The organism is Streptomyces odontotermitis (assembly GCF_050510915.1).
Lineage (GTDB): Bacteria > Actinomycetota > Actinomycetes > Streptomycetales > Streptomycetaceae > Streptomyces.
This window is the reverse complement of sequence record NZ_JBNJLS010000035.1, coordinates 39,004-60,606: the sequence shown is the minus strand read 5'-3', so window position 1 is coordinate 60,606 and position 21,603 is coordinate 39,004. Positions and strand designations below refer to the sequence as shown.

Here is a 21,603-nt window from a genome sequence, read left to right as displayed (position 1 = left end):
ACGAGTACTGGCCTGGGTGGGGTGCTGTACTGCGGGCGGACATACCGCCGCGTCCCCGCCCCTTGCGCCGTCGCCCGGCTGCGGGCCCGTACGCCGTTGCCTGTCCGCGGGTGCGGGGAATCTCAGCGATTGCCCTGACGGCGGGCCTGTGCCTTCTGCTGCATGCCGCGCGTCTTCGCCGAGATCGAGTCGACGGGGCGCTTCGCCTGCTTGGCGCGGGCCTCTGCGGCGGCGTTCCTGGACCGCTGGGACTCTTCGCGCGGGTCGTGGGAGCGGGAATGGGAGTGCTTCGCCATGTCCGGTCTCCTCCATGCGTAGGAGCGGGGTGTCCCACCACTCTCCCCCGGGGCCCGGACATCGGCATCCGGAGCGCCGGGGGGAAGGACCCTTGGCCTAGGGAGTCGGCTTGCTTGCCTTCAGCGAGTACATGAGCGGGATGCGGGGGCGGTCGGCGGGGAACTCGTAGGCGCCGTCGCGGCGTTCGAGTGCGCCGAAGCGCTGGAAGAGGGTGGTGTGGCGCTCGTGCAGGAACTCGATCCGCAGGCCCGCCGCGGCGAGCGCGGAGACGACCGCGCCGATGGGGTGCTGCCACTCGACGCTGCGGTTGTGGACGGTGGGCGTCTCCGCGTCCGCGTAGCCGCCGGGCGTCTCGTCGACCCAGGCGTCCTGGGCGAAGTAGTCGTACACGATCCGTGAGCCGGTCTCGTCGTCCAGGACGTCGGTGAGCGGGTGGAACTCCGCGAGGTAGAGGAAGCCGCCGGGTGCCACGAGTGCGGCGGCGGTCTCGGCCCAGCGCCGGATGTCGGGGAGCCAGCACAGGGCGCCCACGCCGGTGTAGACGATGTCGTACGAGGAGTCGGGCACCGCGTCCTGAGCGTCGTACACGTCGGCGGCGACGAACGTGGCCCGGTCGGGGCCGAGCCCGATCTCGGCGGCGAGGTCGCGGGCGGCTTCGACGGCGGGCTCGGAGAAGTCCAGGCCGACGACGTGGGAGGCGCCGCGGCGGGCCCAGGAGAGGGTGTCGAGCCCGAGGTGGCATTGAAGGTGCAGCAGCGAGCGGCCGGTGACGTCGCCCACCTCCGCCCGCTCGAAGTCCCGCAGCGAGTCCTCGCCCGCGACGAACCCTTCGATGTCGTAGAAGTCGCCGGCGAGGTGGATCGGGACCCGCTCGTCCCAGCGTCTTCGGTTGGCTTCGCGCCAGTCGGCGGGGGTCGGGGAGTACATGGTCGAAAGTTATCCACAGGGTGGGGGGACTTGCCAGTGGATTGCGGGGGCCGCCGGGCCGCCCGGGTCGCCCGGATCCGGCTGGGGGTCCGGGGGTCGTCCCCCGGGAGCTGCAGCCCACGGGGTGGGGAGGCTCGCCAGCGGATTGTCGTTCGCGCCAGGCACTATGGGGCCATGAGTGAGACCGAGATGCCTGTGTGGGAGCAGCGGTTTCGGGCGCCGCGCGTGTCCTTGCCCGAGTGGGCCGAGGATGCCCCGGAGCGTTCGCTGTTCGTGTCGAACGCGACGGGGACGTACGAGCTGTACTCCTGGGACCGGACCACCGGTGAGCAGCGGCAGGTGACGGAGCGGGCGAACGGGACCACGGACGGGACGCTGTCGCCGGACGGCCGGTGGGTGTGGTGGTTCAACGACAAGGACGGGGACGAGTTCGGGGTCTGGATGCGCCAGCCCTTCGGGACGGGCGCGGGTGACGGGGCCGCCGAGGTCGCGCTGCCGGAGCTCGAGCCGTCCTACCCGGCGGGCCTCGCGCTGAGCCGGGACGGTTCGTTCGCCGTCGTGGGGCGCTCCACCGACGAGGACGGGTCCACCGTTCACGTGGTGCGGGCCGACGAAGGGGCGGTCGAGGTCTACCGGCACCGCGAGTCGGCGGGCGTCGGGGCGCTGTCGCACGACGGTTCCCTCATCGCCATCGAGCACACCGAGCACGGTGACGCCATGCACTCCGCGCTGTGGGTGATCCGGCCGGACGGATCGTCCGTGGCCTCGCTCGACGACACCAAGGGCGGCACCGTCGAGCTGGGCCTGGAGGCGCTCGGCTTCGCGCCCGTCGACGGGGACACCCGGCTCCTGGTCGGGCACCAGCGGCGCGGCCGGTGGGAGCCGATGGTGTGGGACGTCGCGTCCGGAGAGGAGACCGAGCTGGATCTCGGGCTGCCCGGTGATGTCTCCGCCGAGTGGTGTCCGGACGGCTCCGCGCTGCTCGTCGCGCACAGCTTCGAGGCGCGCAGCGAGCTGTGGCGGTACGAGCTGGCAGGGGGCGAGCTCGTTCCCGTGCCGACGCCGGCCGGGTCCGTCTCCGGGGCCACGGCCCGGCCCGACGGGACCGTGGAGTTCCTGTGGTCCTCGGCGGCCGAGCCGCCGGTCGTGCGGTCCACGGCCGGTGGTGTCGTCCTGGACCCGCCCGGCATGAAGGCGCCCGCCTCCGTCCCGGTCACCGATGCGTGGGTGGAGGGGCCCGGGGGCCGTATTCACGCCCTCGTCCAGAAGCCCGCGGGCGCCGAAGGGCCGCTGCCCACCCTCTTCGAGGTGCACGGCGGGCCCACCTGGCACGACAGCGACGCCTTCGCGGCGGCCCCGGCCGCCTGGGTCGACCACGGCTTCGCGGTCGTCCGGGTCAACTACCGCGGCTCGACGGGCTACGGGCGCGAGTGGACCGACGCCCTGAAGCACCGCGTGGGGCTCATCGAGCTGGAGGACATCGCCGCCGTACGGGAGTGGGCCGTGGCCTCCGGGCTCGCCGACCCCGAGCGGCTCGTCCTGTCCGGCGGCTCCTGGGGCGGCTATCTCACCCTGCTCGGCCTCGGCACCCAGCCGGACGCCTGGGCGGTGGGCCTCGCGGCGGTCCCGGTGGCGGACTACGTCACCGCGTACGAGGACGAGATGGAGGCCCTCAAGGCCCTCGACCGGACCCTCTTCGGCGGCTCCCCCGAGGAGGTCCCGGACCGCTTCGAGGCGTCGTCGCCGCTCACGTACGTGGACGCGGTGAAGGCCCCGGTCTACATCTCGGCGGGCGTCAACGACCCGCGCTGCCCGATCCGCCAGATCGACAACTACGTGGACCGGCTCGCCGCCCGCGGCGCCCCGCACGAGGTCTACCGCTACGACGCGGGCCACGGCTCGCTCGTCGTGGACGAGCGGATCAAGCAGCTGGGCCTGGAGCTGGACTTCGCGCGCCGCCACGTCCGGTGAGCGGGTGAGCGGGTGAGCGCGTGACCCGGTGATGCCGTGCGTCCCGGCGGGTACCCCGGGGCGGGGTGCCCGCCGGGGCCCCGTACCGTGGGGGTGTGTACCGGTTCCTGCTGACTCCCCGCTGGTGGGGGATCAACGTCTTCCTCGTGCTGGCCGTCCCCTTCTGCGTCTTCATGGGGTCCTGGCAGCTCGGCCGCTTCGAGGACCGCGTCCAGGCGCACGAGTCCGCCGAGAAGCAGGCCGAGGAGCAGCGCGGCGACGCGGGCGGGAAGAGCACGGCCCGGCCCCTCGAGTCGCTGCTGCCCGTCGACAAGAACACCTCCGGCGAGCAGGCCACCGCCACGGGCCGCTACGGCAAGCAACTCCTCGTACCGGACCGGCAGTTGGACGAGAAGAAGGGCTACTACGTCCTGACGCTGCTGCGCACCGGCTCCGGCAAGTCGCTGCCCGTCGTGCGCGGCTGGCTCCCGGGCGACGCGTCCGCCGCGAAGGCCCCGGCCCCGCCCGCCGGCGAGGTCACCGTGACCGGCGCCCTGCAGGCCCCCGAGAGCCCCGGCTCGAACGGGGTGAGTGCGGCGGGCGGGCTGCCCGCGGGCCAGGTCGGCGCGATCAGCAACGCCTCGCTGGTGAACCTCGTCAAGGACGACCTGTACCCGGCCTGGGTCACCCTGGCGAAGGGTGACTCGGGGATGAAGGCGGTGCCCGCCACGGCGCCGGACAACACCGGTCTCGACCTGAAGGCGTTCCAGAACCTGGGCTACACCGGCGAGTGGTTCGTCTTCGCCGCCTTCGTGGTGTTCATGTGGTTCCGGCTGTTCCGGCGCGAGCGGGAGTTCGCGCGGGACGCTGCGCTGGGGCTCGTACCGGACGAGGCTCCCGGCGCCGGTACAGCGGCCGAATCCTCCCGGGCCTGAGCGCCCGACGGCGGGGCCGGGTCACTGACCCGGCAGCACGCCCGTCTTGTACACCGTCCCCGCACACGCGTTGGGCACCGTCGCGCCCACCGCCGGGGAGCCCGCCTCCGCCGTCAGGTTCACCGCCACGCTGCCGTCGGCCGGCGTGCCGCCGTCCTCGCGGACCAGCTGGGTCTGGACGCCGTCCGGTGCGGACGAGCCGCCGTCCGTGCCGCCGCCGCCCTCCGAGGGGGTCGGGTCGGGCGAGGGGTCGCCGCCCTCCGAGGGGCACTCCTTGGCGGGCACCCAGGCGAACTTGACCTCGTAGGCCGCGCCGGGCTTGAGGACCAGGGACGTGGTCTCGAGGGCCGGGTCCGGCAGCCCGGCGGCCGCGTCGCCCGCCGTGTGGTCGACGACGGTGACCTTCGTGGGGTCGGCCGCGCCCTGGGCGGTGGCGGTGACGGTGCCCGCCGCCTCCACCGTGCAGGTGTTGCCCGAGGTGTTGGAGATGCGGAAGGTGCCGTAGACCGTGCCGTTCGCGTCGGCGGTGCCGACGTCGGGGGCGGCGCCGGCCAGTTGGGCCGCCTCGCAGGCGGGCGAGGTGGCGGCTTCGGAGTTCTGCGGGTCGGGGCCGCCGGTCGCGCCGCCGGTGCCGCCGCCCTCCTTCCCCTTGTCGCCCTTGCCCTTGTCCTTCTTGTCCTTCTTGTCCTTGGAGGTGGAGGAGCCGGAATGGCCACCGGAGTTCTTGTCCCCGGTGCCCGCCTCCCCCTTCCCCTGGTTCGACCCGTCGTGGGTCCGCTCGCTGCTGCCCGCCCCGGCGATCGACGGGTGGTCGTCGCCGCCGCGGGAGTTGGTGACGTGCACCAGGGCGGGGACCGCCGTACCGATGAAGAGCGCCGCGGCCGCGACGCCGACGACCGCCTGGCGCTTGCGGGCCCGGCGTGCGGGCACGGCGCGCTGGAGCCGCTCGAGCGCGTGGTCGTTCGGCTCGATCTCCCGCACGGACTGGCGCAGCAGCCTGCGCAGCGCGAGCTCGTCCGTGCCGAACCCGTCGTCGCTGCCGAATCCGTCCGTGCCGAGCCCCTCGGCGGGCTCCCCGGTGTCGGCGGGGCCGTGGCCGTCGTTCACGTTCTCGTTCCCAAAAGCCTTGTGTGCATCGCGCCCATGAGTCTGGTGCGCATCGTGGTGCCGCCGGTCGCCGCTCATGCCGGGGCCTCCATGGCCACCCGCAGCGCCGCGATGCCGCGCGAGCCGTACGCCTTCACCGAGCCGAGCGATATCCCGAGCGTCTCGGCGACCTGGGCCTCGGTCATGTCCGCGAAGTAGCGCAGGACGAGGACCTCGCGCTGGCGGCGCTGGAGGCCGCGCATCGCCTTGATGAGCTCGTCCCGCTCCAGCTGGTCGTAGGCCCCCTCCTCCGCGCTCGCCATGTCGGGCATCGGCTTCGACAGGAGCTTGAGGCCGAGGATGCGGCGGCGCAGCGCGGACCGGGAGAGGTTCACGACGGTCTGGCGCAGATACGCGAGGGTCTTCTCCGGGTCGCGGACGCGCTTGCGCGCCGAGTGGACCCGGATGAACGCCTCCTGCACCACGTCCTCGCAGGACGCCGTGTCGTCCAGGAGCAGGGCCGCGAGGCCGAGCAGTGAACGGTAGTGCGCGCGATAGGTCTCGGTGAGATGGTCGACTGTGGTCCCCGCACTCACGCGCAAGTCATCGCCCTCGCGCTGATTGGGGATGCGGGCCGGCCGCGCAGCGGGCATGGGCGCGATCACCGGCATGCCGCCGGGCGCGCGTCGGCGCGGCGGGCGCAGAGCCGCGCCTCTCGCCTGAACCACTGTGAAGTCGAGTACCTCTGCCACGCCTGTTGGACACGCTCCCCCCCGTAAGGGTTGTACGCGCCCGGTATCGCGTTTTCAGCATGCGCAGGCATCGCTTGTGACGATGCATCAAATGCCCCCATGCGTACCAGCTCTTCCCCTATGCCCCATTTTCCGCAGCGCTCGGCCGCCCCTGAGGGCGACCGCAAAGACGCGGCCCGCCTCGTCGCCGGTTGCAGTGGGCGGGTTGCGAATCTTCGAACGCGGAGACGCTCCAGTTCAAGTGGTCCGGACCATCGAACTGCTCACAGAACTTACACAGATCCCACAAAGGACTCCGCTTCGGGGGCTCCGCTCCCCCGCCCGGAGACGTCCTCCGGACAGCGCGGCGCTACTGCCCCGCGAACTCCGCCGCCACCAACTCCGCGATCTGCGCCGTGTTCAGGGCGGCGCCCTTGCGCAGGTTGTCGCCGCAGACGAAGAGTTCGAGCGCGGTCGGGTCGTCCAGGGCGCGGCGCACCCGGCCGACCCAGGTCGGGTCGGTGCCCACCGCGTCAGCGGGCGTGGGGAACTCACCGGCGGCCGGGTTGTCGAAGAGCACGACGCCCGGCGCGGTGGCGAGGATCTCGCGGACGTGGTCCACCGTCACCTCGTTCTCGAAGCGCGCGTGGACGGCCAGCGAGTGGGTGGTCACCACCGGGACCCGTACACAGGTGACGGCCACTTTCAGGCCGGGCAGGCCGAGAATCTTCCGGGACTCGTCCCGGACCTTCATCTCCTCGGACGACCAGCCGTCCTCGCGCAGCGTCCCGGACCAGGGCACGACGTTGAGCGCCACCGGCTCCGGGAACGGCCCCGTGTCGTCGCCCACCGCCCGGCGTACGTCACCGGGGCGCGTGCCGAGCTCGCTCTCCCGGTTCGCGGCGACGAGGTCCAGCTGCCGCCGCAGCGTCTCCACGCCCTCGCGGCCCGCCCCGCTCACCGCCTGGTACGAGGAGACGATCAGCTCGCGCAGGCCGAACTCGGCGTGCAGGGCGCCGATGGCCACGATCATGGAGAGCGTCGTGCAGTTGGGGTTCGCGACGATGCCGCGCGGGCGCACCCGGGCGGCATGCGGATTGACCTCGGGGACGACCAGCGGAACGTCCGGGTCCATCCGGAAAGCGGCGGAGTTGTCGACCACGACGACGCCCTTGGCCGCGGCGATCGGCGCCCACTGCGCGGACACCTCGTCGGGCACGTCGAACATGGCGATGTCGACGCCGTCGAATGCCTCTTCGGACAGCGCGACGACCTCGACCTCCTCGCCGCGCACGGCCAGCTTGCGCCCGGCCGAACGCGGCGAGGCCACGAGTCGGATCTCGCCCCAGATGTCGGCGTGCTGCGACAGGATCTGGAGCATGACCGTGCCGACCGCCCCGGTCGCCCCGACGACCGCGAGCGTCGGCTTACGGCTCATCGCCCGGTGCCTCCATACACCACGGCCTCGTCCGTGTCGGAGTCGAGACCGAAGGCGGAGTGCACCGCGCGCACGGCTTCCTTGACGTCGTCGGCGCGCGTGACCACGGAGATGCGGATCTCCGACGTCGAGATCAGCTCGATGTTCACGCCCGCGTCGCTGAGCGCCTCGAAGAAGCCCGCGGTGACGCCGGGGTTGGTCTTCATGCCCGCGCCGACCAGGGAGATCTTCGCGATCTGGTCGTCGTAGCGCAGCGAGTCGAAGCCGACGCGCGCCCGGGTCTTCTCCAGGGCGTCGATCGCCTTGCGGCCCTCGGACTTGGGCAGCGTGAACGAGATGTCGGTGAGACCGGTCGAGGCCGCCGACACGTTCTGCACGACCATGTCGATGTTGATCTCGGCGTCGGCGATGGTGCGGAAGATCGCCGCGGCCTCGCCCGGCTTGTCGGGCACGCCGACGACCGTGACCTTGGCCTCGGAGGTGTCGTGCGCGACACCGGAGATGATGGCCTGCTCCACCTTGCGGTCCCCTTGCGGTTCGTTGCTGACCCACGTGCCCTGCAGTCCGGAGAACGAGCTGCGCACATGGATCGGGATGTTGTAGCGGCGGGCGTACTCCACGCAGCGGTGGAGCAGCACCTTGGACCCGGAGCTGGCGAGCTCCAGCATGTCCTCGAACGAGATCCAGTCGATCTTGCGGGCCTTCTTCACCACCCGCGGGTCGGCGGTGAACACACCGTCGACGTCCGTGTAGATCTCGCAGACCTCGGCGTCCAGCGCGGCGGCGAGGGCGACGGCGGTCGTGTCCGAGCCGCCACGCCCCAGCGTGGTGATGTTCTTGCCCTCCTGGCTGACGCCCTGGAACCCGGCGACGATGGCGATGTTGCCCTCGTCGATCGAGGTCCGGATGCGGCCCGGGGTGACATCGATGATGCGCGCTTTGTTGTGGACCGAGTCCGTGATGACGCCGGCCTGACTGCCGGTGAACGACTGGGCCTCGTGGCCCAGGTTTTTGATCGCCATGGCCAGCAGGGCCATGGAGATCCGCTCTCCCGCGGTCAGCAGCATGTCGAATTCGCGCCCTGCAGGAATCGGGGAAACCTGCTCGGCAAGATCGATCAACTCATCCGTCGTGTCACCCATGGCCGACACCACGACAACGACTTGGTTGCCGTTCTTCTTGGCGTCGACGATGCGCTTGGCGACCCGCTTGATGCCTTCGGCATCGGCTACGGAGGAGCCTCCGTACTTCTGCACGACAAGGCCCACGTGCGCTCCTCGCTCAGTCCGTCTGTCACCGCACGTACGCGTGTACTGCGGTCGGCTCAGTCTAACGAGCGGCCGAAATTCGCCCGGCGAGTATCGCATCGTGAGATGTCCCGCTCACAAAGTGATCACCGTGGCATACGGACCCGCTGCTCGGGCCGTACGTTCCGGCCGCTCCGGACAGACCCCTTCCCCCTTCGGAGGGCGGCACTCCGGAAAGTGGGGTGGCTCACAGGGGCGCGCCATCCGGCTTGTCGTCCGGCTCGGCGTCCGGCTCGACGTTCAAGAGGGAGCGGAGGCCGTCGAAGCCGCCCAGGTACATGCCGAGCATGTGTTCTGCCCGCTCAGTGGTGAGGGAGTGGCGTTCGAGCAGGTCCTCGGCGAGGTCGGGGCGGCTCAGCCCCTCGTACAGGAGGGAGAGGAAGACGGTCACGGCGCCGGTGAAGACGTCCTCCGCACCCATCTCCTGGTCGCAGTCGGCCAGAAGGGGCTCGCCCACCTCCACCGCACGCTCCAGTTCCCCGGTCTGCGCGTACAGGCTCATGATCCGCATCCTGGCCCACAGCACCTCGGGGTGCCGCTCCCCCAGTGCGGCGGAGCTCTCCCGGAGCCCTCGCAGCTCGCCGTCGAGGAGTTCGCGCGTCCGCTCCGCCGAGGCGGCCATGGCTTTCCCCATGGTCCTGCCCATGGCCTTCAGGCTGTCGCGGGCCGCCTCCGAGTGCGGATCGGCGTCGGCCAGGGCGGCGAGGCTGTCCAACTCCGCACCGGCCGCGAAGAGTTCGGACACCCGGGAGAGGTTGTCGTGCAGCAGGGCGGCTTCTCGTGTGGCGGAGTGCTCGGCCCCCAGCTCGGCGCGCAGCCCCGGCACGGCCGCCTCCATACAGGCGAGGGCCTCCGCCACCTGCCCCGTCCCCATGTACAGCGCCCCCAGGGTGACCCGCCCCTTGTGGACCGACAGGTCCTCGGCACCCAGCACCCGGATCCGCTCGGTGAGGTTCTCCTCCCCGAGCGGCAGGCCCTGCTGCGGCCGTCCCGACGCCAGGCAGGCGACGGCCAGTTGGCTCCGGGCATCGAGCGTGACCACGTGGTCCCTGCCCAGCGTGCGCAGCGCATCGGCGAGATTGCCCTCGGCCAGGGCGTACGCGGCCTCCGGCTCTGCGGAAGCGCGCAGGCACCAGGCCAGCAGGTTGCGGGCGGCGAGGGTGTCGGGGTGTTCGCTTCCCACGTGCCGTACGAAGCCCCGCTCCGCCCGCTCCAGGAGGGGCCGGGCCCGCCGCCCGGCGCCCTGGGCCCGCAGCCGTTCACCGATCTCCCGCAGCAGCGCGCTCACGGCGAGGGTGTCCTTCTCCTCGGGCGCGTACCGGACCAGCGCCTCCACATGCGGCAACAAACCAAGAACAACAGGCCAGTTGGACTGGTGGTCCACGTCCTCCGGGAGCAGCCCGGAGAGCGCCGCCACGCCGTCTTCCCGCGCGACCGCCACGAACTCCGGTGCCCGGTACGGGTCTTCTGGGTCCGCCGTCCGCGCCACCGCCTGCACGAGCCGGTGCACGGAGAGCCGGTCGCCGTCGACGGCGACCATGTTGTGTGCGCGCAGCCGCCCCACCGCCCGGTGGACCTCCGGCGGTCTGCCGAGCGGGTCGAGCAGCGCCCGCGGGATCCCGTCCGGCGCGCACCACGCCAGCATCCGCAGGATCCGCCCCGGCAGCGGCCCCGACTCCGCGAGCAGGTCCAGGGTCAGCCGCCACACCCGCGCGACGGTCCGCTCCGCGTCGCCGCCCTCCGGCGCCGCCGCGTACAGGTCCGCCGGGAAGTCGGCGAGCAGCCCGAGGTAGGCGCGCGGGCCGATGCCGGTCTCGGCGCAGTACGCGGCGGCCTGCTCCACCGCGAGCGGCAGACAGCCGAGTTCGGCGCAGAGCTCCGGGGTGCCGCCCGGGTCGCCCTCCGGGTGGATGCGACGGAACAGCTCGACGGCTTCGGGGAGTTCGAGCACCCCGAGGCCGAGCGGGTCCGCGACGCCGTGCCAGCCCGTGGCCCGGCGGCTGGTGATCAGGAAGCGGCCCTGCGGCACCCGGGCGAGCAGCGGCTTGACGTGCGCCGGGTTCGTGACGTTGTCGAGGACGACCACCCAGCCCTCGTGCGCGGCCAGCCACTGCTCGGCCCGCTCCTGCAGGATCTCCTGCGGTACGACGCCGCCGCCCAGCATCGGCTGCAGCGCGCCCCCGAGCCCCGCGAGCCCGGCCGCCACGCCCTCGGCCGAGTCGGCGCTGATCCACCACACGGGGTTGCGGTGCCCGGCCCGGGTAGCCGCCCAGTGCGCGGCGAGCGTGGACTTGCCGATGCCGCCCAGCCCGTGCAGGGCCTGCACGACGACCCCTCCCGCCCCCGCCAACGCGGCGTCCAGCGCGTCGAGTTCACCCTCCCGCCCCACGAACAGGGCCGGGCGCGCGGGGAGGTTGCGCAGGCCCGGCGGGCAGTCGACGCCGGCGGCGGGTACGAGTGCCTCCGGTGGCAGGACGGTGGCGTTCGCGATGGCCTGATGGACCGCGAGGGCTCCGTCTCCGGTGGCCACGGCGCCGACGTCCCCGCCCCCGGCCACGGACCGGTCTCCCTCGGCACTCGCCCCGGGGGCGCTCACGCGTCCCCCGTCGCCGCGCCGCCGATGTCGCCGCCCGCGGCTATGGAGCGGTCGCCGGAGGCGGTCACGGTGGGGGGTGGGGCGCCCGGAGCGGGTCCAGGAGCCGGAGTCTGAGCCGGAATTGGCGCAGGAGTTGGAGTGGGCGCAGGAGTTGGAGTGGGCGCCGGAGCTGGTGGTGAGGCCGCCGCGCCGTCGCCCGTGGCCACTGACCCGATCGACCCGCCCGCCGCCACCGACCGCTCACCAGAAGCGGTCACCGCGGGCGGCGGGGTGCCGTCCGGCTCGGGCGCCGTCCCGGACCGGCGGGACCAGAGCGCCACAGCGAAGCCGAGCAGGGCCAGGACGCCGCCGCCGACGCTCGCCAGCTGGTCCGCGCTGCCGAGGTCCACGAACGCGACGGTGACCAGACCGGCGGAACCGAGCGCGCACGCCGCAATTCCCGTCCACGTCAACGCACTTGCTGCCATGGGGACATCATCGCCCCAGGGCGCGCGGGCCAGGGCCTGTCTGCGGGAATCCGCGTCCCGCCCGCGCCACGCGCGCTACCGGGCCGCCCGCGCCACCCGGACTACTTGACCGTGCGCAGTCCCAGCGGTCCCGCGATCTCCTCCGCCATCACCTGGCCCGCCGCCTCGGCGAGCGCGTCCTCCGCCAGGTCCTCGTCCGTGTCGAGGCCGTTGAGGTCCTCGAGGGGCTGGTTGAGGCGGACGTGGGCGACCAGGGACTGGAGGGCGCGCAGGGCGGCCGAGGCCGTGGAGCCCCAGTTCGAGAAGTAGGAGAACTGCCACCACCACAGGGCCTCCGTGACGCGGCCCGCCTTGTAGTGGGCGAGGCCGTGCGCGAGGTCCGCGACCACGTCCGCGAAGTCGTCCGAGATCCGGTGGGCGACCGGGGCCTTGCGGGGCTCGTACGGGTCGAAGACCTCGGAGTAGACGTCGATCGGGTCCAGGAGCAGCGCGAGCCGCTCGCGGAGGTCGTCGACGTCCTGCTCGGGGCCCAGGTCCGGCTCGTAGCGCTCGTCCGGGACGATGTCCTCGTGGGCGCCCAACCGGCCGCCCGCGAGCAGGAGTTGGGAGACCTCCAGGAGGAGGAAGGGGACGGCCGAGTCGGGCTCGTCGCCCTTGGCCACCTCCTTGACCGAGACGATGAAGCTCTCTACCTGGTCGGCGATCTGGACCGCGAAGTCGTTCGGGTCCTGCGTCGTCGCGTGCAGCGTGGCGTCAGACATCTAGGAGTCGTCTCCCCTCGAAGGCGCGGCCGAGAGTCACCTCGTCCGCGTATTCCAGATCTCCCCCGACAGGGAGCCCGCTGGCCAGGCGGGTGACCTTCAGGCCCATGGGCTTGATCATGCGCGCGAGGTACGTCGCCGTGGCCTCGCCCTCCAGGTTCGGGTCGGTGGCCAGGATCAGCTCCGTGACCGTGCCGTCCGCGAGCCTGGCAAGGAGTTCCCGTATGCGCAGGTCGTCCGGGCCCACGCCCTCGATGGGACTGATCGCGCCGCCCAGGACGTGGTAGCGGCCGCGGAACTCGCGGGTGCGCTCGATCGCGACGACGTCCTTGGGCTCCTCGACCACACAGATGACGGCCGGGTCGCGGCGCGCGTCGCGGCAGATGTTGCAGAGCTCTTCCTGTGCGACGTTGCCGCAGGTCGCACAGAAGCGGACCTTGTCCTTCACCTCCAGGAGCGCGTGCGCGAGACGGCGCACGTCGGTCGGCTCCGCCTGGAGGATGTGGAAGGCGATCCGCTGCGCGCTCTTGGGACCGACGCCCGGCAGCCTGCCGAGTTCGTCGATGAGGTCCTGAACCACGCCTTCGTACACGCGGAACGCCTTTCCTGGGGGATTGAAGGGCCTGTCGGCCCCGTACGTACGGTAGTTGGGTTCGCGGTCGCTTAGAAGGGCAGGCCCGGGAAGCCGCCACCGCCGCCGAGGCCCTGGGCGAGCGGGCCGAGCTTCTCCTGCTGGAGCGCCTGCGCGTTCTCGTTCGCCGCCTGGACCGCCGCGACGACCAGGTCCGCGAGCGTCTCCGTGTCTTCGGGGTCGACCGCCTTCGGGTCGATGACGAGGCCGCGCAGCTCGCCGGAGCCGGTCACCGTCGCCTTGACCAGGCCGCCGCCGGCCTGGCCCTCGACCTCGGTGCGCGCCAGCTCCTCCTGTGCGGTCGCGAGGTCCTGCTGCATCTTCTGGGCCTGCTGCAGCAGCTGCTGCATGTTGGGCTGGCCACCACCGGGGATCACGAATCAGCTCCTGGTCGGTACGGGACTCACTGGGCGGGGTTTCCGCCTGGGACGAGCCTACGTCGTCGGGGGTGCCCTCGCCCCAGCACTCTTTCGAGCGAATCACCGGGCTTCCTATACCTGATTAAGCAGCTCTTCCGGGCGGAAAAGCCGCGAAAGCGGGCTCATGGCCACCCATTGGGAGGTAGGACTGGACCTGCGCATCGGCACCATCCGTTACGTTGCGTCACTTGTCGTTACGTGCGCACCACCACATAGGGAGAGGGAGTGCCGGGTGAGCCAGCCGGAGATGCATGGGACGCCGGGTGCGGGTGGTTCGGACCTGTCCGGGCGGACCTTTCCCCTCGGCGACTGGGGCGAGCCCGCCGCCCGGCTCGACGAGCTCTACCGGTGGGTGGAGCGCGGCGCCCTGAACACGGCGGAGTGGTACCTCTCCGACCGCGCCTGGAAGCGGCGCGGGGCGCGGCTGCTGCGGGGCGGGGCGGCGCTGGGCGCGCTGGGCGCGGGGGTGCTGCCGCTGCTGGACCTCGCGGGGGTGGGGACGGCTGCGGGGGCGGGGATCGCCGCGTGGGGCTTCGTGTCGCTGCTCGCCGGGGTGGCCTGTGTGGGCTGCGACCGCTTCTTCGGGCTGACGTCCGGGTGGATGCGGGACGTCGCCACGGCGCAGGCGGTGCAACGGCGGCTGCAGGCGCTGCAGTTCGACTGGGCGTCGGAGAGCGTGCGGGAGGTGCTCGGGCCGACGGACGGGACGGCGAGCGAGGCGGCGGAGCGGTGTCTCGGGGTGCTGCGGAAGTTCTCCGAGGACGTGACGGAGCTGGTGCGGGCGGAGACGGCGGACTGGATGGTGGAGTTCCGGTCGGGGCCCGCGCCGATGGCCATGCAGGCGATGGTTCCCTCTCGGGGGGAGGTGCCGGCCCAGGGGGCGCGGGGCGCTTCCCTGCCGCCGGGGGCGCGGCCCAACATGCCGCGGCAGCGGCCGCCTGAGGCTCGGTGAGCGTTGCCCTGCGGGGCTTCTTTCCCCGATCCCGCCCCTTCCCGAATCCGCCGCTCCCGCGGCCCTGGGGCACCCGATATCGCCTTAAGGGCTCGTCCTCAATCGCCGGACGGGCTCCAAAGAGCCCGTCCGGCGATTGAGGCTAGCTGTAGATCAGCATCGAACCCTGCGCCAGGCTCCGCGTCGTCGCCGTGTGGAGGCCCAGCCACACGTGGCGTTCCCTGGCGAAGGGGCTGGTGTCGGGGGGAGCCGGGGCCGCTCGTTCCTCCAGGGACGTGGGGGCCGCCGGAGGGCTGGGGGGAGCGGGTGGGTTCGCGGGGTCTATGCCGATCGAGGGGGCCACGTATTCGAGTTCGCGGAGGAGGGCCTGGGAGGAGCCCAGGGGGCCGCCGCCCGCGAGGAGTTCGTCGTTGGCGAGGGGTGCGGGGAAGTCCACCGGGACGTACGCGCCCGCGTGGTCGTAGTGCCAGACCAGGTGGGACTGCTGGGCCGTCGAGTCGAACATCTCCAGCAACTGCTCGTAGTCGCCGCCCAGTTCGTCGACCGGCGTCACTTCGAGCCCGCAGATCTGGAGCAGATACGCGCGCCGCAGGAAGTGCAGCGCGTCGTAGTCGAAGCCCGCGACGGGCGCCACGTCCCCGGAGAGGCCCGGCATGTAGGCGAAGACGGGGACGGGCGGGAAGCCCGCCTCGTGCAGTGCCTTGTCGTAGGTCGCGATCTCCTCGGCGAACGGGTTGTCGGGGCTGTGGCACAGCACGTCGACGAGCGGGACCAGCCACAGGTCACAGGCCAAGAGGGCTCCCCAATCCTTGATCCTTCACCAATTCGGCGTGCCTTGTCGCAGGCAGCGTAGTCGGCCCCTGCCTCTGTCATCTGCCCCTGTGCAGATCCCAGACCCATACCCCGTCCACCCATTTCGCCGGCCGGCCGAGCAGAGCGTCGACCGTCGCCCGCAGCTCGGTGTCGTGCCGCTGGGGCGCGAGGACGAGGGCGCCCGCCTTCCAGTACCTGAGGTCCTCGCGGGCCGCCGCCCGCCAGGCGTCCGTGATGAGCGGCGCGCGGCCCGAGGAGCGGACGTCCCGCAGCAGGTTGGAGGTGTTGCGGGGGGACGCTCCGTAGATGCCGATGCGGTCGGGGCCCCACGGGCCGTTGAAGTAGCCGCCGGGGACGCGGAAGCCGAGGTCCGCCGTGGTCTGCCAGTGCAGGGCCTCCGCGACGGCGGGGTCGGGCAGCGGCACCGGGACGAGGGACTCGCCGGCCGCCGTGTCCACGTACTTCTTCCAGGTGCCCGCGGCGATGAACTCCGGTACGGGGGCGCGGTCCACGGCCCGCAGCGGCGCCGGGACGATCGGGAGGAGGGCGAGGGCGACGGCCGCCACCCCCGCGTAGCGCGTCGTGCCCCGGCAGGACGGGGCGAGAAGACGGGACAGCGCCAGGGCCAGGAGCATGCCGAGGACGGGGGCGCAGACCATCGCCACCCGGGACTCGATGACCGACTCGAAGAGCGGCCGGTCGGCGAGGAGCTTCCACGGGCCCGGCCAGACCACGTCCGTGAGGGGGATGCGGAACGTGGGGCCGAGGGAGAGGAACGCCGCGGCCACGGCCGTGAACGCGAGCGCCTTGACCAGCGCCTGCTCCCACAGGCGTACGACGATCGCGAAGGCGAGGGCGACGAGCGGCCAGCCGTAGAAAGCATTCTGCTCGGTGGGGTTCTGGGAGAGCGCGTCGGCGGTCTTCTCGCTGCCCGCGAGGGAGCGCTCCGCGAAGGAGAGGAGGGCGAGCGGGCTGTTGCCCGCGTTGTCGCCGTGCAGCACGCTCTTGTAGCTCTGCGGGCCGAAGAACTGCCAGTAGAGCGGGAAGAGGGTCAGCGAGACGCAGACCGCGAGGGCCACGCCGAGGCCCTTGAGGAGGGGGCGCCAGGCGGCACGCGCCACATCCCGGCGCACGACCCCGTACGCGAGGGCGAAGAGCAGCATGCCGAGCGCCGCCAGGAGCAGCGGCTCCTCGCCGAGGAAGATCTGGTACGTGCAGAACAGGCCGAGGATCAGCCCGTCGCGCAGCGGGCGTTCGGAGCCCGTGCACAGGCGCAGCGCCCGGTCGATGATCAGCGGGATCATGAACAGGACCACGAAGTTGGGGTGCGCGTGCGCGTGGCTGACCATCGGCGGCGCGAAGGCGGCGAGGGCGGCGCCGACGGCCGCGGCGCTCCGGTCCCGTACTCCGCCGCCCGGCATCAGGCGCTTGACGATCAGCCAGTACCAGGCGGTGGCGGTCGCGGCGAGGCCGCCCGTCATCGCCACGTTCAGGGCGACGGCCGGGCCGAACAGCCAGGTCACCGGGGCGAGCGGCACGGAGAGGCCGAGCATGGCCGTGTTGGCCATGAGGTTCACGCCGTCGGGGACGTTCTGGAGGGTGGTGAACAGGGGGTTGTGGAGGTGGCGGACGTTGTCGGCCGTCACCGCGAAGAACCACTCCCACTGGTTCTGGTCCTGCAGCGAGTCGGGCAGGTAGCGGCCGCCCGGCGACTCCCAGCGGCCCCAGTACAGGCCCACGGACAGGGCCAGGAACAACAGCGCGACGACGATGTCCGTACGGCGCAGGGAGCGCGCCTTGAGCGCCACCAGCTCCGCGAGGACGCGGGCGTAGTCGAAGGGCCGCACCTTCGAGCCTTCCTGGTGCGACCAGTGCACCGGGACCTCCGCGAGCGGCCAGCCCCGGCGGCGGAAGTACTGCAGGATCTCGACGTCGATGCCCCAGCCGTCGATGCGCGAGGCCGCGAAGGCCGCGCGGGCGCGGTCGCCGTCGAAGAGCTTGAAGCCGCACTGGGTGTCGCGGATCCCGGGCACGGCGACCGCGCGGATGAGGAAGTTGCCGCAGCGGCCGAGGAGTTCGCGCAGGCGGTGCTGGTGGGTGCCGATGCGGGCGCCGGGGTGCGCGCGGGAGCCGACGGCGGCGGCGTGGCCGTCCGTGAGCGCCTTGTCGAGGAGTTCGAGGTCGTCGATGGGGGCGGCCAGGTCGGCGTCGGTGATCAGGACGCGGCGTCCCGTGGAGGCGAGCACGCCGAGGCGCAGGGCGTGGCCCTTGCCGCGGTTCTGCCCGGAGCTCAGCAGCCGGACGCGCGGGTCGGCGGCGGCCGTGGCGGCGGCGATCTCGGCGGTGCGGTCGGTGGAGCCGTCGTCCACGACGATCAGTTCCCAGCTGCTGCCCCGGTCCTCCAGGTAGCCGCGGATCGCCTCCAGGGTGGGCCCGAGCCGCCCCTCCTCGTCGAAGGCGGGCACGACGACGGTCAGCTCGGGGCGGGTGCGGTCGCTGCGCCGGGGGGCGGCGCGCGTGCTCTCCGCCGCGCTCATTCCGTGGCCAGACGCTCGACGAGGGCCAGGGAGTGGGCGTTGTACTCGCGGATGATCGCGTGCGCGCCCTCGGCGTCCCGGCGGGCCAGCGCGTCGACGAGCTCGGTGTGCCGGGCCCACAGCTGCCCGCGCAGCCCCGCCTGGTCGCGGCGGAGATGGGGCACCGCGCACATCCAGGACCGGACCCGCAGCCGGTGCAGGAAGTCGGAGACGTACGGGTTGCCGAAGAGGCCGCTGAGTTCGCGCCAGAAGCGCAGGTCGTAGCCGATGAGGACGTTCAGGTCACCGGCGGCCGCCGCGCGGGCGGCCTCTTCGCCGCGCCGCCGCACGGAGACGAGGGCCGCGGCGCCCGACGCGTCGGCGGGCTCGGGCGGCCGTGCCATCAGGTCCCGGAAGATGCCGTCCGCGACGAGGCTGCGGGCCTGGAGCATGCCCCGGTAGTCGTCGAGGGTGTGCTCGTGCACGCGGAAGCCGCGGTGCTGGACCGCGTCCAGGAGCCCCTGCGCGGACAGGTCGACGAGGGCCTCGCGCACGGGGGTCGCGGAGACGCCGTACTGCTCGGCGATCTCCTTGACCGTGAACTCCTGGCCCGGGACGAGGCGCCCGCCCAGGATCTCGTCGCGCAGGGCGTCGGCGATCTGCTGGCGGAGCGTGCTGCGGATGACGGCACTGCCGTCGGTTCCGGGCATGGTGGTGGGCCTCCCCCGCGCGGTTCTGGTCATGAACCGGTCGTGCGTGGTCATCGTGTTCGCCTACGTGGGCATCTTCGGTTACGAGCACGTCAGACTACGCGTTCGGGGTTGCGGGGGAAGGCTCCTCACTTTGCGGTGCCGAGGGCACTACAGGGGGCTACTCCGTGTACTCGTCGGCGACGGAGAGCGCCGTGTCGAGGGCGGCGAGGCCCTCCTTGAACTCGGCCTCCGTGATGTTGCAGGCGGGCACGACGTGGGTGCGGTTCATGTTGATGAACGGCCACAGCCCCTGCTTCTTGGCGGCGGCACCGAAGGCGGCCATGGGCGTGTTCGCCTCGCCCGTCGCGTTGTACGGGACGAGGGGCTCGCGCGTCTCCCGGTTCTTCACCAGCTCAAGGGCCCAGAACATGCCGACGCCGCGGACCTCGCCGATGGCGGGGTGCCGCTCGGCGAGGTCACGGAGTGCGGGGCTCACCACCTGCTCACCGAGCGTCCTGGCGTGCTCGACGATGCCCTCCTCCTCCATGGCGTTGATCGTCGCGACGGCGGCGGCGCAGGCGAGGGGGTGGCCGGAGTAGGTGAGACCGCCGGGGTACGGGCGCCGGGCGAAGGTCTCGGCGATGGCCCCGGAGATCGCGACGCCGCCCAGCGGCACGTATCCGCTGTTGACCCCCTTGGCGAAGGTGAGGAGGTCGGGGGTGACGTCGAAGAGGTCGGCGGCGAACCAGCTGCCGGTGCGCCCGAACCCGGCCATGACCTCGTCGAAGACGAGGACGATGCCGTAGCGGTCGCAGAGGGCGCGGACCCCGGCGAGGTAGCCGGGCGGCGGCACCATGATCCCGGCGGTGCCGGGGACGGTCTCCAGGATGATCGCGGCGATGCTGGCCGGCCCCTCGAAGACGATCGTGTCCTCCAGGTGCGCCAGGGCGCGCTCGCACTCCTGCTCCTCGGTCTCCGCGTAGAAGCGGGACCGGTAGAGGAAGGGCGCCCAGAACCGGACGACTCCGGCGGAGGCGGTGTCGGAGGCCCAGCGGCGCGGGTCGCCGGTGACGTTGATCGCCTGGTGGGTGCCGCCGTGGTACGAGCGGTAGGCGGACATCACCTTCGGGCGGCCCGTGTGCAGACGGGCCATGCGGACGGCGTGCTCGACGGCGTCGGCGCCCGCGTTGGTGAAGAAGATCTTGTCCAGGTCGCCCGGGGTGCGCTCGGCGATGAGGCGTGCGGCCTCGGAGCGGGACTCCACGGCGAAGGCGGGCGCGAAGGTGGTGAGCTTCGCGGCCTGCTCCTGGATGGCGGCGACGACCTTCGGGTGCTGGTACCCGATGTTGGTGTAGACGAGGCCGGAGGTGAAGTCGAGGTAGCGGTTTCCGTCGTAGTCCCAGAAGTACGAGCCTTCGGCTCCCGCGACGGGCAGCGGGTCGATGAGCTCCTGTGCGGACCAGGAGTGGAACACGTGGGCGCGGTCCGCGGCCTTTACGGCGGCGCCGACCTGGGGGTTCGGGTTCGGCTGAGGGGTCATGGGGTGAGGGTAGATGTCCACGGACCGGACACGACATGGGCGTCTTGTGTGGCGGGGCGCGGTGGACGCGACAGTCTGTCGAGGGTTTCCCAGTCGAGGCCGAGCCTCCTCAGTCCTCGTCCGCCACCACCCTCGCCCTCGGCCGCCCGCCCCCGTCGCACCGGATCTCGTAGTGCAGGTCGTCCGCCTCGTCGTCGTCGCTCGGCTCCGCCTCCAGGCGGGCCACCGCCCCCGGCCCCCGCTTCACGTCCTCGTCGATGTGGTAGCCGTCCGTAGGGCTCCACGACACGAGGTACACCGTCCCGTCGTCCCGGCACTCGGCCGTCGCCGTGCCCCCCGTGAAGCGGAGCGTCGAACGCGAGGGGGAGGACGGGGACGAGGACTTCGAAGGCTTCGGCGGCGACGCGCTCGTGGGCGGGGTGCCCGAAGGGTGCGAGCCCTCCGACGGTGTCGCCGTCGCCGTCGTCGCCGCCAGCGCCCGCTCCACCGCCGCCTTGTCCAGCGGACGGCTGTGCGGTGCCCCGCCGCTGTCCGAACTCGCCAGCTGCCAGGCGCCCAAGCCTCCCGCCGCCGTCCCCACGGCCACCCACGCCGCGGTCACCGCCGCGCTGCGCCACGTACTCACCAGAACCTCCCCGATCGCCCCCTACCCGTCCCGCCCACTCTCCCCCATCGTTTCCTAACGTCCGGTTAAGGCCCGGACAAAGGCGCTCAGTTACCCCTGACTACGGTGGTTGTATGGCCCATCTTCTTGTTGTGGAGGACGATCCCCAGCTCCGCGGCGCCCTCGTGCGCGCGCTGCGCGACAAGGGGCACGCCGTGGTGACCGCCCCCAGCGGCATGGCCGGGCTCGACGCCGCCGTCACGGACCGGCCCGACCTCGTCGTGCTGGACCTGGGTCTCCCGGACGTCGACGGGGCCCAGGTCCTGCGGATGCTCCGCGCGGTCAGCGACGTCCCCGTGATCGTGGCGACCGCCCGCGACGAGGAGCCGGAGATGGTCTCGCTCCTCGGCGACGGGGCCGACGACTACATCGTGAAGCCCTTCGGGGCGGCCCAGCTGGACGCCCGGGTCAAGGCCGTGCTGCGCCGCCTCGGCGTCGTCGACGTCGAGGAACCCCTCTGCGTGGGCGGGCTCCGCGTCGACCTCGCCGCCCGCGACGTCCGCCTCGACGGCGCCCCGCTCGACCTCACGCCCCGCGAGTTCGACCTGCTCGCCTATCTCGTACGCAGACCCGGCCAGGTCGTGTCCCGGCGCGAACTCCTCGCCGAGGTCTGGCAGCAGCCGCTCGGCGGCGCCGACAAGACGGTGGACGTCCATCTCTCCTGGCTGCGGCGGAAGTTGGGCGAGACGGCACAGGCGCCGCGCTATCTGCACACCGTACGGACCGTGGGCGTGAAGCTCGTCCCGCCGCCCGCAGCGGGCGACGGGGAAGCGGACGGCGCGTGCGCCGAAGGCACAGGCGAGGAAGGGCCGGAGAGCGGGAACGACCGCAGCGGCGGCTGCGGCGGCAGCAGCGCCAGCGGCGAAAGGGGCGGCGAAAGC

Annotated in this window: 20 protein-coding genes and 1 pseudogene; 5 read left to right on the top strand and 16 right to left on the bottom strand. The window is 72.4% G+C overall.

Translation table 11 applies throughout. The annotated features are described in order from the left end of the window. Positions 1-122: 122 nt before the first annotated feature. Positions 123-296, bottom strand: coding sequence for a hypothetical protein (locus ACQB60_RS44745; protein WP_384834734.1), 174 nt, complete (start codon positions 294-296; stop codon positions 123-125). A 97-nt stretch (positions 297-393) separates the two neighbouring features. Beyond that, positions 394-1,224, bottom strand: a complete 831-nt coding sequence (locus tag ACQB60_RS44740; RefSeq protein ID WP_496931861.1) for a class I SAM-dependent methyltransferase — start codon at positions 1,222-1,224, stop codon at positions 394-396. 174 nt (positions 1,225-1,398) lie between these two features. On the opposite strand from ACQB60_RS44740, the gene ACQB60_RS44735 reads away from it, so the two are divergent. Together ACQB60_RS44735 and ACQB60_RS44730 are read left to right on the top strand one after the other, a co-directional pair. Next, complete coding sequence (locus ACQB60_RS44735) at positions 1,399-3,195, top strand: S9 family peptidase (protein WP_496931860.1); 1,797 nt, start codon at positions 1,399-1,401, stop codon at positions 3,193-3,195. 95 nt (positions 3,196-3,290) lie between these two features. After that, complete coding sequence (locus tag ACQB60_RS44730; RefSeq protein WP_496931859.1) at positions 3,291-4,109, top strand: SURF1 family protein; 819 nt, start codon at positions 3,291-3,293, stop codon at positions 4,107-4,109. Positions 4,110-4,130: 21 nt separating this feature from the next. Here ACQB60_RS44730 and ACQB60_RS44725 read toward each other — a convergent pair whose 3' ends face one another. The 9 genes from ACQB60_RS44725 to ACQB60_RS44685 form a co-directional block, all read right to left on the bottom strand. Beyond that, the gene (locus ACQB60_RS44725; RefSeq protein ID WP_496931858.1) at positions 4,131-5,216 is read right to left on the bottom strand and encodes a hypothetical protein; all 1,086 of its coding nucleotides are present in this window, start codon (positions 5,214-5,216) and stop codon (positions 4,131-4,133) included. A gap of 74 nt (positions 5,217-5,290) precedes the next feature. Beyond that, the gene (locus ACQB60_RS44720; protein ID WP_384834720.1) at positions 5,291-5,947 is read right to left on the bottom strand and encodes a SigE family RNA polymerase sigma factor; all 657 of its coding nucleotides are present in this window, start codon (positions 5,945-5,947) and stop codon (positions 5,291-5,293) included. A 349-nt stretch (positions 5,948-6,296) separates the two neighbouring features. Next, the gene (locus ACQB60_RS44715; protein ID WP_384834717.1) at positions 6,297-7,364 is read right to left on the bottom strand and encodes an aspartate-semialdehyde dehydrogenase; all 1,068 of its coding nucleotides are present in this window, start codon (positions 7,362-7,364) and stop codon (positions 6,297-6,299) included. Next, positions 7,361-8,632 carry an aspartate kinase gene (locus tag ACQB60_RS44710; protein WP_384834714.1) on the bottom strand — a complete coding sequence of 424 codons (1,272 nt, stop codon included), beginning with the start codon at positions 8,630-8,632 and terminating at the stop codon, positions 7,361-7,363. Before ACQB60_RS44710 ends, ACQB60_RS44715 begins: the two co-directional genes overlap by 4 nt. 226 nt (positions 8,633-8,858) lie before the next feature. Further along, complete coding sequence (locus ACQB60_RS44705; protein WP_496931857.1) at positions 8,859-11,267, bottom strand: tetratricopeptide repeat protein; 2,409 nt, start codon at positions 11,265-11,267, stop codon at positions 8,859-8,861. Further along, positions 11,264-11,734: a hypothetical protein gene (locus tag ACQB60_RS44700; RefSeq protein ID WP_496931856.1), complete on the bottom strand. Its 471-nt coding sequence runs from the start codon at positions 11,732-11,734 to the stop codon at positions 11,264-11,266. Before ACQB60_RS44700 ends, ACQB60_RS44705 begins: the two co-directional genes overlap by 4 nt. A gap of 101 nt (positions 11,735-11,835) precedes the next feature. Continuing rightward, on the bottom strand, positions 11,836-12,495 hold the full coding sequence (locus tag ACQB60_RS44695; protein ID WP_496931855.1) for a DUF5063 domain-containing protein: 660 nt from the start codon (positions 12,493-12,495) through the stop codon (positions 11,836-11,838). After that, positions 12,488-13,087, bottom strand: coding sequence for a recombination mediator RecR (recR, locus tag ACQB60_RS44690; RefSeq protein WP_384834703.1), 600 nt, complete (start codon positions 13,085-13,087; stop codon positions 12,488-12,490). Before recR ends, ACQB60_RS44695 begins: the two co-directional genes overlap by 8 nt. Positions 13,088-13,158: 71 nt before the next feature. Continuing rightward, a complete protein-coding gene (locus tag ACQB60_RS44685; protein ID WP_496931854.1) occupies positions 13,159-13,503 on the bottom strand; it encodes a YbaB/EbfC family nucleoid-associated protein in 345 nt (114 codons plus the stop codon). A 289-nt stretch (positions 13,504-13,792) separates the two neighbouring features. Here ACQB60_RS44685 and ACQB60_RS44680 point away from each other — a divergent pair, with 289 nt between their 5' ends. Beyond that, the gene (locus ACQB60_RS44680) at positions 13,793-14,497 is read left to right on the top strand and encodes an SLATT domain-containing protein (RefSeq protein ID WP_496931865.1); all 705 of its coding nucleotides are present in this window, start codon (positions 13,793-13,795) and stop codon (positions 14,495-14,497) included. Positions 14,498-14,639: 142 nt separating this feature from the next. On the opposite strand, the gene ACQB60_RS44675 is transcribed toward ACQB60_RS44680, so the two are convergent. The 5 genes from ACQB60_RS44675 to ACQB60_RS44655 form a co-directional block, all read right to left on the bottom strand. Then, on the bottom strand, positions 14,640-15,290 hold the full coding sequence (locus tag ACQB60_RS44675; protein ID WP_496931853.1) for a putative DNA-mimic protein: 651 nt from the start codon (positions 15,288-15,290) through the stop codon (positions 14,640-14,642). Positions 15,291-15,366: 76 nt separating this feature from the next. Then, the gene (locus tag ACQB60_RS44670) at positions 15,367-17,847 is read right to left on the bottom strand and encodes a dolichyl-phosphate beta-glucosyltransferase (protein WP_496931852.1); all 2,481 of its coding nucleotides are present in this window, start codon (positions 17,845-17,847) and stop codon (positions 15,367-15,369) included. Further along, entirely contained in the window at positions 17,844-18,536 is a 693-nt protein-coding gene (locus ACQB60_RS44665; protein WP_496931851.1) for a GntR family transcriptional regulator, read from the bottom strand. The genes ACQB60_RS44670 and ACQB60_RS44665 overlap by 4 nt, the downstream gene beginning before the upstream one ends. Before the next feature lie 160 nt (positions 18,537-18,696). Then, positions 18,697-20,058: an aspartate aminotransferase family protein gene (locus tag ACQB60_RS44660; protein WP_496931850.1), complete on the bottom strand. Its 1,362-nt coding sequence runs from the start codon at positions 20,056-20,058 to the stop codon at positions 18,697-18,699. A gap of 109 nt (positions 20,059-20,167) precedes the next feature. Beyond that, positions 20,168-20,347 carry a hypothetical protein gene (locus tag ACQB60_RS44655; RefSeq protein WP_496931849.1) on the bottom strand — a complete coding sequence of 60 codons (180 nt, stop codon included), beginning with the start codon at positions 20,345-20,347 and terminating at the stop codon, positions 20,168-20,170. A gap of 49 nt (positions 20,348-20,396) precedes the next feature. On the opposite strand from ACQB60_RS44655, the gene ACQB60_RS44650 reads away from it, so the two are divergent. Together ACQB60_RS44650 and ACQB60_RS44645 are read left to right on the top strand one after the other, a co-directional pair. Then, entirely contained in the window at positions 20,397-20,741 is a 345-nt protein-coding gene (locus ACQB60_RS44650) for a hypothetical protein (protein WP_496931848.1), read from the top strand. Positions 20,742-20,796: 55 nt separating this feature from the next. Further along, positions 20,797-21,471, top strand: a pseudogene (locus ACQB60_RS44645) (response regulator transcription factor); the annotation flags it as partial. Positions 21,472-21,603 lie beyond the last annotated feature (132 nt).

Coding starts and splice junctions, on each gene's coding strand:
- ACQB60_RS44745 (WP_384834734.1), bottom strand. CDS start 296: ATGGCGAAGCACTCCCATTCCCGCTCCCACGACCCGCGCGAAGAGTCC.
- ACQB60_RS44740 (WP_496931861.1), bottom strand. CDS start 1,224: ATGTACTCCCCGACCCCCGCCGACTGGCGCGAAGCCAACCGAAGACGC.
- ACQB60_RS44735 (WP_496931860.1), top strand. CDS start 1,399: ATGAGTGAGACCGAGATGCCTGTGTGGGAGCAGCGGTTTCGGGCGCCG.
- ACQB60_RS44715 (WP_384834717.1), bottom strand. CDS start 7,364: ATGAGCCGTAAGCCGACGCTCGCGGTCGTCGGGGCGACCGGGGCGGTC.
- ACQB60_RS44700 (WP_496931856.1), bottom strand. CDS start 11,734: ATGGCAGCAAGTGCGTTGACGTGGACGGGAATTGCGGCGTGCGCGCTC.
- ACQB60_RS44695 (WP_496931855.1), bottom strand. CDS start 12,495: ATGTCTGACGCCACGCTGCACGCGACGACGCAGGACCCGAACGACTTC.
- ACQB60_RS44680 (WP_496931865.1), top strand. CDS start 13,793: ATGCATGGGACGCCGGGTGCGGGTGGTTCGGACCTGTCCGGGCGGACC.
- ACQB60_RS44670 (WP_496931852.1), bottom strand. CDS start 17,847: ATGAGCGCGGCGGAGAGCACGCGCGCCGCCCCCCGGCGCAGCGACCGC.
- ACQB60_RS44665 (WP_496931851.1), bottom strand. CDS start 18,536: ATGCCCGGAACCGACGGCAGTGCCGTCATCCGCAGCACGCTCCGCCAG.
- ACQB60_RS44660 (WP_496931850.1), bottom strand. CDS start 20,058: ATGACCCCTCAGCCGAACCCGAACCCCCAGGTCGGCGCCGCCGTAAAG.